The following is an 11,154-nucleotide window of genomic DNA, read 5'->3' as shown; positions in this document are numbered from 1 at the left end:
GATTCCATCACCGCCTGATGCCAGCGATTAAGCACCTGCTTGTGCAAACGCGGGCTTTCATTATCAAGCCTTTCAATCACCGCAATCGGAATGCGGCACAGCTTGCTGTCCTGAAGGGCTTCGGCGTGGTGGGTGAAACACTCGCTGACCAGGGACTCAAGTCCGATGGTGCCGCCGGGTTTGACAAGGCGCACCACCCGCTGATTGCCATCCGGCAGGTAATGCACAAGTTTGATCAAACCACTGCGCAGCGTGAAAATCGATTGCGCCTGATCACCGGCATTATAAAGCGTATTGCGTTTGGGCAGGGTGATGTCTTCAACCGGCATATGGACAAGTTTGAAATCCTCGTCCGTCAGGTTGTTAAACAGGGCAAATTTCCGCACACCGCATTCGCGGCAATGCGCAAGTTCGGGTCGGAATGTGTAGCTTGTTGTATGGTTCACGCGTTCCACCCATGACGACGGGGCGATCCCGATGGCGGGTCAATCCCGGTTGCGCAGGTATCGACAATATAATGAGTCCAACTTCCGAGCTACTCTACCGTACCAGAATGTGAAATCAATGCATAGTCGTGCTGGTTTGGTCACATGTGTTACCCAGATTGTGCTCCTAGCTTGCGGAATCAAGGGTCACCAGACCCTTTTCAATGGCATAGCGGACAAGACCGGCCGAACTGTCGATATCAAGTTTGCGCTTGATGTTGCGGCGATGCGTTTCCACGGTCCGCACACTGATATCGAGTTCGCGGGCGACGTGCTTGTTACTCGCCCCCTTGGCCAACAGGCGCAAAACCGTACGTTCGCGCGATGTCAACGGCACGCCGTCATTGTTGCTGTCTTCGCCATCACTGATGCGATCGAATGTGGAACTATACGCCTCACCGCCATTGGCGATGGTTTCAATCGCACGCACCATGTCATTTGATGACACATCTTTCAGGATAAAGCCCTTTGCGCCCGCCTGCTGGGCCGTGCGCAGATATTCCGGGTTTTCATGCATCGACAGGATGACAACCTTGGTATCAGGCAGGGTTTCCCGGAACTTTTCGGCTGCTTCCAACCCGTTCATCACCGGCATCGAAATGTCCATCAGGACAATATCAGGATGCAAGTCACCGGCCATGGTCAATGCCTCGGCCCCGTTGCCGGCCTCGCCGACGATATTGATATGCTCAAAACATTCCAGTCGCGATCGGATACCATCCATGACAAGCGCGTGATCGTCGCAAAGCAAAATCCGCAATGGCCGATGGGTGGAATAAACTTCGTTGGCAATGGTGGCATTGGTCATGGATCAAACGAGTTCCTGTCGCGTGACTGTCGGGTTGTGCGTCATCAGATTAACCGCTGATAGCGTCATGGGGTAGGGCATTCTGGCTGTTGGCGGGAATAAATGCAGTGATTTTCGTCCCGTCGTCCGGTTCGGAGCGTACCGAAAGCCCGCCGCCATGGAATTCCATGCGTTCGCGCATGTTGCGCAAACCAATGCCCGCCCGCGGATCGCGGTTGCGGATATATCGGTTGGTTTCAAACCCGACCCCGTTATCGGCAATGCGCATGATGATGCTGCTGCCTTCGCGTTTGATCGAAATTTTCACTACCGTCGCATCGGCATGGCGTTCGATATTGGTCAGCGTCTCCTGCAATACGCGATACAGCGTTGTCTTCTTGTCGATATCAAGCTGCCCGTCGACATTGTCGCATTTCACCTCAATCAGGATACCGGACCGGTCCTGAAGTTCTGCACACATGCTTTCAATCGCGGGTTTCAGGCCAAGATCATCAAGCACCGCCGGGCGCAGATCACGCGAGATCCGCCGCACTTCATGGATGGCGTCCTGCAATCGGTTGGCCGCCTTTTCCATGGGTTCGATTGCGTTGTCGCGTTTCTGGGTGATGCGCGCAATTGCGGTTTCAACCGCGTATTTGACCGAAACCAGTATCTGACTGATCCCGTCATGCAGCTCGCGCGACACGCGCAGGCGTTCCTGTTCCTGCACATCAACCACCCTATGTGTCAGTTCCTTAAGCTTTGAGTCGGCAAGTTTGCGTTCGGACAATGTGACCACCGTGCCCGATATGCCCACCAGCAACACCGCAAGGATCGTCACCCCGATGATCGACATGGTGGTTTCGCGGATATGGGTGGAAACCTCGGCCTCGATCTCGGTGACCTGTTCGGCGATATCGTCGATATAAATGCCCGTGCCGATCATCCAGTCCCATTTATCCAGCATCAGGGAATAGGTGATCTTTTCGGTCGGCTCCCCGGTCGATGGCTTTTCCCAGACGTGGCGCATGAAATCGCCACCCTTTTCCGCATTGAAAATCAGGCCCTGAATGACCGTGTTGCCATTGATATCGCGCAGGTTCCAATAGGTCCGGCCAAGGCGCCAGGGCTGCGGCGGATCGACAAGGGCGGTGCCATCGCGGTCATAGATAAAGAAGTATCCATCCTCGCCATAAGACAGATCTTCGATGATCGCTTTCACGCGTTCCTTTGAAACCGCATCCAGCGGGCTTGCCACCGAATAGATGTGGTCGATCGATTTCATCGCCAGCTCAAGATAGCTTTTCAGCTCGTCCTTTCTGGCCTGAAGGATGTTGCGTTCAAAGGTCCTGATCTCGGCCTCGGCCAGGCGTTCGGCCTGGGCAAACACCAGCCAGGAGATCGCAGACGCCGCCAGAACCAGCGGCAGGATCGAGAGCAGCAAAAACTTTAGTCGAAGATTGAGCTTCGGCATGGGCGTAACCGTTTCGGGAATTTCCGTTTTTCTGATCGCGGACAATAGCATATCCGCGCCAAAAGTCGCTGTAAGAGCCTGACCGAAAATTCTGACATGGTTTGACGCCTTGATTTTGCAGTGATTTTTAGGCGTGCACGGTCCGCAAGGGTCGGCCCCTGGGGTCCGTGCGCAACGACAAAAGCGCTCAAAATCAAGGCGCCCGAAGGGTTTGAAGAATTTCATCCACTATGCTGCGGCTTTCCTCTTGAAAAGGCCGCCGGGCATTGTCTGCGAGCAAAGCCTTGATATTGAAGGAAATTTTTCAAATCAAACCATGTCAGAATTTTCGGTCAGGCTCTAAGATCGCGGTTTTCCCATCGCCCTGATTGAGAAAGCTTGGGCGACCTGTTCCGCATGGTGAAAAGAAACTGGTCGGGATTTCCAATAATTGGTAATACCAATTTACGAGATCATGCTTTGACAGGGAGAGGGCAATGCGCATATACCAGAACCGTCGCCTGCCCACCGGGCGCCAAAAGCTCTGGATGCATTGCACAAGATCTCAGCGTGCTGGCATCCCGTATCGCCACAATGGATATGGCGTTGCAGGCATCCCGCACCGCAACGCATTCCGGGACCATATCGTGGCGTTTCACTTGGTTTTGGCAGGCGCGCACAGGCACGTTCCTGCCAGGAAATTGTGGTAGGAGCCCGGTGTCCATGACGCGTTCAGCACCAAAGCGTATCCGTAAACTTCTGGTCGCCAACCGTGGCGAGATTGCGATTCGTGTTCTGCGAGCCGCCAACGAACTTGGCATTCGCACAGTTGCGATCTTCTCTGACGAGGACCGCTTCGCCCTTCACCGTTTCAAGGCGGATGAAAGCTACACGGTGGGGAAGGGCAACAAGCCCATTCGCGCCTATCTTGATATCGAAGACATCCTGCGTGTCGCACGTGATGCCGATGTCGATGCGATCCATCCCGGTTATGGCTTCCTGTCGGAAAATCCCGAATTCGCCGATGCCTGTGCCGAGGCCGGCATTCAGTTCATCGGCCCGGATTCAGAAGTCATGCGCACCCTTGGCAACAAGGTTTCTGCGCGTAATCTGGCCGAAAGTGCCGGTGTGCCGGTCATGCCCGCCTCAAGCGCGCTTCCCGAAGACATGGCAGAAGTCACCCGCATCGCCGAGAAAATCGGCTATCCGCTGATGCTGAAAGCCAGCTGGGGCGGCGGTGGCCGTGGCATGCGGGTCATTGAAAATGGCAAGGATTTGTCTGGTCAGGTGCTGGCAGCACGGCGCGAAGCCGAGGCCGCCTTTGGCAATGGCGAGGTTTACTTTGAAAAACTGATCCGCCGCGCCCGCCATGTCGAGGTGCAGCTGCTTGGCGATAATCACGGGACCTTGGTGCATCTTTATGAACGTGACTGTTCGGTTCAGCGCCGCAACCAAAAGGTGGTTGAACGCGCCCCGGCCCCTTATCTCGATGATGATCAGCGTGCCGAGATTTGTGACGCCGCGATCCGCCTTGGCAAGGCCGCCAATTACGTCAATGCCGGTACGGTCGAATTCCTCATGGATGTCGATACATCCAAGTTCTACTTCATCGAAGTCAACCCGCGCATTCAGGTCGAACACACCGTCACCGAATGTGTCACCGGCTTTGATCTGGTCAAGGCACAGATCCTGATCGCCCAGGGTGGGCGCATCGGTTTCCCGTCCGAAACCGGTATCCCCTGGCAGGACAAGATCAAGCTGCGCGATCACGCGCTTCAGTGCCGTATCACCACCGAAAACCCGGAAAACAACTTTGTACCCGATTACGGGATCATCAAGGTGTATCGTGGGGCCAACGGCTTTGGCATTCGTCTGGATGGCGGCACGGCCTATTCCGGGGCGGTGATCACACCGTTCTATGACAGCATGCTGGAAAAGGTCACCGCATGGGGCAGCACCCCGCGCGAAGCGGTGGATCGTATGGACCGCGCACTTCGCGAATTCCGTATTCGCGGTGTTGCCACCAACCTGGCCTTCCTTGAAAACCTGATCAATCACCCGAAATTCCGCGCCGGTGAATACACCACGCGGTTTATTGATGAAACGCCCGATCTGTTCAAGTTCGTGCGCCGGCGCGACCGTGCCACCCGCCTGCTGCGCTTCATCGGCGAGGTTGCGGTCAATGGCAACCCCGAAGTCGAAGGCCGCGTGGTGCCGACCAATCTGCATGACCCGGTGATGCCAAAATCAATCGATCTTGGTGAAATCCGCCCGGGCACCAAGCAAAAGCTTGATCAGTTGGGGCCAGAAGGTTTCTCGCGCTGGATGAAGGATCAGGAACGCGTCCTGATGACCGACACCACCATGCGTGATGCCCATCAGTCGCTTCTGGCCACCCGCATGCGCACCTATGACATGCTCGAAATCGCGCCTTACTACGCGCATGGTCTGCCGGAACTGTTTTCAATCGAATGCTGGGGCGGGGCGACGTTTGACGTTGCCATGCGCTTCCTGAAAGAAGACCCGTGGGATCGTCTGGTCAAGCTGCGCGAACGTGTGCCAAATATCCTGACGCAAATGCTTTTGCGGGCCTCGAACGCGGTTGGCTATACCAACTATCCCGATAATGCGGTCGATTACTTCGTCAAGCAGGCGGCCGAACACGGCATGGATGTCTTCCGCGTGTTCGATAGCCTCAACTGGGTTGAAAACATGAAGGTCGCGATGGAATCGGTGCTTAAGACCGACAAACTCTGCGAAGCGACCATCTGTTACACCGGCGATATCTATGACAAGGACCGCCCGAAATATAACCTAGATTACTATGTGAATATGGCCCGCGAACTTGAATCTGCCGGTGCCCATATTCTCGGTCTCAAGGATATGGCGGGTGTGCTGCGTCCGGCCGCTGCGACCGAGCTGATCACAGCACTCAAGGACACGGTCAATATCCCGATCCATTTCCATACCCACGACACCAGCGGCATCTCGGCCGCCACAGTGATTGCCGCCATCGATGCCGGTGTCGATGCGGTCGATGCAGCGATGGATTCGATGTCGGGCCTGACGTCCCAGCCGAACCTGGGCTCAATCGCCAATAACTATATCGGTCAGCCGCGTGATCCGGGCCTCAAGACCGAGGCACTCAAGGAAATCTCGACCTATTGGGAACAGATCCGTCGTTATTACGCCGGTTTCGAAAGCGATATCCGAAGCGGCACCTCGGACGTCTATGTCCATGAAATGCCGGGCGGCCAATATACCAACCTGCGCCAGCAGGCCCGTGCACTCGGGATCGAGGATCGCTGGCCCGAAGTGTCCAAGGCCTATGCCGCAGTCAACAAGATGTTTGGCGATGTCGTCAAGGTAACGCCAAGCTCCAAGGTTGTCGGCGATATGGCTTTGATGATGGTGACATCCGGTTTGTCTGAGGAAGACGTTCTTGATCCTAAAAAGGACATTACCTTCCCCGACAGCGTCATTTCCTTCTTCCGCGGTGAAATCGGTCAGCCGGTCGGTGGCTTCCCGCCCGCCCTGCAGCGCAAGGTGCTTAAGGGTGCCGAGGCCCTGACAGATCGTCCGGGCAAATCATTGCCGCCGATTGATTTCGAAGCGACCCGCAAGGAAATCGAAAAGAAAACCCATCGCAGCAATATCTCTGACGCCGAGGTTGCATCTTATGTGATGTATCCCAAGGTGTTCCTTGATTACGCCGAACACCGCAGCCACAACGCCGATGTTTCGGTTCTGCCAACCCCGGTCTTCTTCTATGGGATGAACCAGAACGATGAAATCTCGGTCGATCTTGAAAAGGGCAAAACCCTTGTCATCCGCTATCTGACCACGTCCGAAGCCGGTGACGAGGAGGGCAACCGTACCGTGTTCTTTGAACTGAACGGTCAGCCCCGCACCGTCAAGGTCGCCGACAAGACACTGGCCGGCACCGGCAAGACAAAACCAAAGGCCGAAGATGGCAACAAGCTGCATGTCGCAGCCCCGATGCCGGGTCTGGTGGTCGAAGTCCACGTGTCCGAAGGCCAGAAGATCAAGTCGGGCGATGTGATGTGCTCGCTCGAAGCCATGAAAATGGAAACCGCGGTTCACGCCGAAAAGGATGGAACCGTGGCCAAAATCCACGCCCCGGCCGGGACACAGGTCGAAGCCAAGGACCTGCTGGTCGAATTAACGGAGTAACCCACCGATGCTTAGGATGCCTGAGCCTGATCAACACACACTTGCACGCCGCAAGGACATTATCGCCGCCATGCGCGATATCATCCCGTCACCGGGCGGGGTTATTGTCGATGATGATCAGCTCAGGCCCTATGAATGCGATGGGTTGATGGCCTATCGGCAATTGCCGATGATAGTGGTCCTGCCGGAAAATACCGCCCAGGTCGCAGCCATCCTGAAATATTGTCATACCAATAAAATCCGTGTCGTTCCGCGCGGTGCCGGTACCGGTTTGTCCGGTGGCGCACTTCCGATGGCCGATGCGATTACCATTAGTATGATGAAATTCAATCGCGTGCTCGACATCGATTGGGACAACCGGGCCGCCGTCGTGCAGCCCGGTGTCACCAACCTTGGCATTACGCGCGCGGTCGAACATAAGGGCTTCTATTACGCCCCCGATCCGTCCAGCCAAATTGCGTGCTCTATTGGCGGCAATATCGCCGAAAATTCCGGCGGGGTGCATTGCCTGAAATACGGGCTTACCACCAACAATGTGCTGGGGGTTGAAATGGTCACCATCGAAGGAGAAATCCTGCGCGTCGGTGGCAAGGGCCTTGATCAGGCGGGCTATGATTTGCTCGGCATCATCACCGGGTCAGAAGGGTTGCTTGGCATCGTGACCGAGGTGACGGTGCGCATCCTGCGCAAACCCGAAACCGCCCGTGCGCTGTTGCTGGGCTTTAATTCATCCGAAGAAGGCGGCAATTGCGTTGCCGCCATCATTGCCGCCGGGATCATTCCGGGCGGTCTTGAAATGATGGATGCCCCGGCGATCAAGGCGACCGAGGAATTCGTTCAGGCCGGTTATCCGCTGGATGTCGAGGCGCTTCTTCTGGTCGAACTTGATGGCCCGCAGGTCGAAGTCGATTACCTGATCGACCGGGTTGGCAAGATCGCCAAGGATTGCGGGGCGGTCTATTCCCGCATTTCCGAGAATGAGGAAGAACGTCTGCTGTTCTGGTCGGGCCGCAAAAATGCCTTCCCGGCGATTGGCCGTATTTCACCCGATTATATGTGCATGGATGGCACCATCCCGCGCGGTCGCCTGTCCGAAGTGCTGACCGGCATGCAGGACCTGTCGAAAAAGCACGGGCTGGGTGTTGCCAACGTCTTCCATGCCGGTGATGGCAATTTGCATCCGCTGATCATGTTTGATGCCAATAAGGCCGGCGACCTTGAAAAGGCCGAGGCATTCGGGGCTGACATCCTTAGACTGTGTGTCGCGGTTGGCGGGGTGCTGTCGGGTGAACACGGCATCGGTGTCGAAAAACGCGACCTGATGGGCGAGATGTTCTCGATCGATGACATGAAGCATCAGGAACGCATCAAGATGGCCTTTGACGAGGACCAGTTGCTGAACCCCGGCAAGGTATTCCCGACCTTGCATGGCTGTGGGGAACTTAAAACCCTGCATGCCAAGGCGGTGGCCGACAAGTTCCCGGATATCCCGCGCTTCTAGGGTCCTGCCCCTAACGCGCGCTCAAACGAAACAACAAACAAACACGATAAAACAAAGGCCGGCCAATCGGCTCCCGCAAATCCGATTGATTAGGCTCAGGAGAGGAAAAGAGAGAGTTATGGTGGACGTACTTTCCCCCACCACGCCAGACCAGCTGCGTGACGCGGTTGGTTGGGCGCTTGGATCAGAAACCCCGCTTGAAATTATCGGATCGGGCAGCAAGCGCGCCTTTGGCCATTCTGTTCGAACCAACGCAGTGCTTGATTGCTCCAAACTGTCGGGCATCCTGTTTTATCAGCCCGAAGAACTGGTGATCTCTGCGCGTGCCGGAACGCCGCTTGCCGATATCAAGGCGGCATTGGCCGAGAAAAATCAGCAATTCCATTTCGAGCCGGGCAATTTTCCGGCCCTGCTGGATGGATCAAGTGGCCCGGATGCCGGAACCATCGGCGGGCTGGTGGCCTGCAACCTTGCCGGACCGCGCCGGATCAAGGTCGGCGCCGCACGTGATCACCTTCTGGGGTTCGAAGCCGTTTCTGGCCGGGCAGAGGATTTTAAATCCGGTGGCCGGGTGATGAAAAACGTCACCGGCTTTGATCTGTCAAAACTGATGGCGGGCTCCTTTGGCACGCTGGGCGTCATGCATACCGTAACGCTTAAGGTCATGCCCAATGACGAAACATCCGCCACCGTGATTGTCGCCTGCAGTGACCCGCGTGCGGCGGGCAAGGCGATGACCATTGCCATGGGCAGTGAAAACGAAGTTTCGGCCGCCGCCTGGATCGCCCCCGAAGATGCGCCGCACCTTGATGTGCCATTGGCCGGTGAATATGGCAGTGGCCTTGTGGCCCTGCGGGTCGAAGGTCCCAAGCCATCTGTCGCATGGCGGGCCGATGCCCTGTGCCGGGCGCTTGCCGGGTTTGGTGAATGCCACGAAGTCCCCGAAAGTCACAGCCGCAGCATCTGGAAGGTCGTCGCCAATGTCGCGCCGTTCGTCGCATCGGAAAACACCGGCAGCGTTTTGTGGCGTGTATCGGTGCCCCCGGCAAGCGGGGGTGATATCTGCGCCCAACTGATCGAAAAAACCGGTGGTCGTGCGATGATGGATTGGGCCGGTGGCCTGATTTGGTTGCAGATTGCCGCATCTGACGCGGCGGGTGCACCTGATGCAATGGCGGGCACGATCCGCGATATCGTCGCCAATGTCGGCGGGCAGGCCAATCTGGTGCGCGCATCCGATGAAATCCGTCAAGCCACCCCGGTCTTCCATCCCGAAGACCCGGCACTTGCCCGGATCAATGCCCGGATCAAGGACAACCTCGATCCCAAGGGCATTCTCAATCCGGGGCGGATTGCGCCAGTGTCACTGAACGGGGAGGGCGCGTAATGCAAACCAACTTCACCGCTGCCCAACTTGAAAACCCGGCGATTGCCGAAAGCGAACAGATCCTGCGCAAATGCGTGCATTGTGGTTTCTGTACCGCGACCTGTCCGACATTCGTCACCCTTGGTGATGAACTCGACAGCCCGCGTGGCCGCATTTACCTGATCAAGGACATGCTGGAAAATGACAAACCGGCAACCGAAAAGGTGGTCAAACACCTTGATCGTTGCCTGTCATGTCTTTCCTGTACAACCACATGTCCTTCTGGTGTTGATTACATGCACCTGATCGACAATGCGCGCGCCCATATCGAACAAAACTATGAACGTCCGCTGGGGGACCGGTTGCTGCGCAAGTTGCTGTCGATTGTTGTACCCAATCCGACCCTGTTCCGGATGTCATTGATCGGGGCGAAATTCGCGGCCCCCTTCGCGCGTCTGATGCCCGGTCGGCTCAAGGGTATGGTCAAGATGGGCGCACGCCCCATGCATCCGCCAAGCTGGGTCGATAAACCCCAGGTGATCCCGGCAGTTGGCGAACGCAAAGGCCGGGTTGCCATCCTGATCGGCTGTGCCCAGCAGGTGCTTGAAACCGAAATCAACGAATCGACGGTTCGTCTACTCACCCGCCTTGGCATCGAAGTGGTTGTTGCCAAGGGTGCGGGCTGTTGCGGATCCCTTGTCCATCACATGGGCAAGGAAGAACAATCCCATGCGCAGGCCAAGGCCAACATTGATGCCTGGACGTCTGAGGCTGCGGGCGAAGGCCTTGACGCCATCGTAATCACCGCATCGGGCTGTGGCACCACGATCAAGGATTACGGCCATATGCTCCGCCATGATCCGACCTATGCCGAAAGGGCAGCGACGGTGTCCGGTCTTGCCAAGGACATCACTGAATACCTGGCAGGCCTTGATATCGATGCCACCGTCTTTGCCGGTGCCAGTCACGGGAATCCCCGTGTCGCCTATCATTCAGCCTGCTCGATGCAGCACGGTCAAAAGATCACCCGACCACCCCGTGATCTTCTCAAACAGGCCGGGTATGAAGTGGCTGAAATCGCCGAAGGCCATCTGTGTTGTGGTTCTGCCGGGGTTTATAACCTGTTGCAGCCCGAAATCGCCGGCCAGCTTCAGGAACGTAAACGCGGCAATATCCGCGCGACCCAGCCTGATCTGGTGGCGACAGGGAATATCGGCTGCATGGTCCAGATCGAAACCGACGATCTTAAAGTTCTGCACACGGTACAGCTCCTTGACTGGGCCGCTGGCGGCCCGGTGCCGGAAAAGCTGCGGGGCCGGATGACGGCGACCGAACTGGCAGGCTAGGTTTTCTCAAACCCGCATCAGA

7 protein-coding genes are annotated in these 11,154 nt (G+C 56.6%); 4 read left to right on the top strand and 3 right to left on the bottom strand.

Translation table 11 applies throughout. From position 1 onward, the window contains the following. The 3 genes from B3Z49_RS00890 to B3Z49_RS00880 all read right to left on the bottom strand — a co-directional run. The coding region (locus B3Z49_RS00890; RefSeq protein ID WP_296987507.1) for a Crp/Fnr family transcriptional regulator at nucleotides 1-446 on the bottom strand (446 nt) is incomplete at its 3' end. Between the two features lie 166 nt (nucleotides 447-612). Continuing rightward, complete coding sequence (locus B3Z49_RS00885; protein ID WP_296987480.1) at nucleotides 613-1,293, bottom strand: response regulator transcription factor; 681 nt, start codon at nucleotides 1,291-1,293, stop codon at nucleotides 613-615. A 49-nt stretch (nucleotides 1,294-1,342) separates the two neighbouring features. Beyond that, the gene (locus tag B3Z49_RS00880; RefSeq protein ID WP_008888343.1) at nucleotides 1,343-2,746 is read right to left on the bottom strand and encodes a cache domain-containing protein; all 1,404 of its coding nucleotides are present in this window, start codon (nucleotides 2,744-2,746) and stop codon (nucleotides 1,343-1,345) included. Between the two features lie 702 nt (nucleotides 2,747-3,448). Between B3Z49_RS00880 and pyc the strand changes: the two genes are divergently transcribed. The 4 genes from pyc (at nucleotide 3,449) to glcF (ending at nucleotide 11,132) form a co-directional block, all read left to right on the top strand. Beyond that, nucleotides 3,449-6,919, top strand: coding sequence for a pyruvate carboxylase (gene pyc / locus B3Z49_RS00875; RefSeq protein ID WP_008888342.1), 3,471 nt, complete (start codon nucleotides 3,449-3,451; stop codon nucleotides 6,917-6,919). A gap of 16 nt (nucleotides 6,920-6,935) precedes the next feature. Further along, nucleotides 6,936-8,420, top strand: a complete 1,485-nt coding sequence (locus tag B3Z49_RS00870; protein ID WP_120224172.1) for an FAD-linked oxidase C-terminal domain-containing protein — start codon at nucleotides 6,936-6,938, stop codon at nucleotides 8,418-8,420. A 118-nt stretch (nucleotides 8,421-8,538) separates the two neighbouring features. Beyond that, nucleotides 8,539-9,807 carry a glycolate oxidase subunit GlcE gene (gene glcE / locus B3Z49_RS00865; RefSeq protein WP_296987478.1) on the top strand — a complete coding sequence of 423 codons (1,269 nt, stop codon included), beginning with the start codon at nucleotides 8,539-8,541 and terminating at the stop codon, nucleotides 9,805-9,807. Further along, nucleotides 9,807-11,132 (top strand): glycolate oxidase subunit GlcF, encoded by a 1,326-nt coding sequence (gene glcF, locus B3Z49_RS00860; RefSeq protein ID WP_296987476.1) that lies wholly within the window; start codon nucleotides 9,807-9,809, stop codon nucleotides 11,130-11,132. The genes glcE and glcF overlap by 1 nt, the downstream gene beginning before the upstream one ends. The last annotated feature ends 22 nt before the right edge of the window (nucleotides 11,133-11,154 follow it).

The organism is Thalassospira sp. UBA1131 (assembly GCF_002311515.1).
In the GTDB taxonomy this organism is placed as follows: Bacteria; Pseudomonadota; Alphaproteobacteria; order Rhodospirillales; family Thalassospiraceae; genus Thalassospira.
Note: the sequence above shows the minus strand (reverse complement) of the source record. Positions and strands in the feature narration are given on the sequence as shown.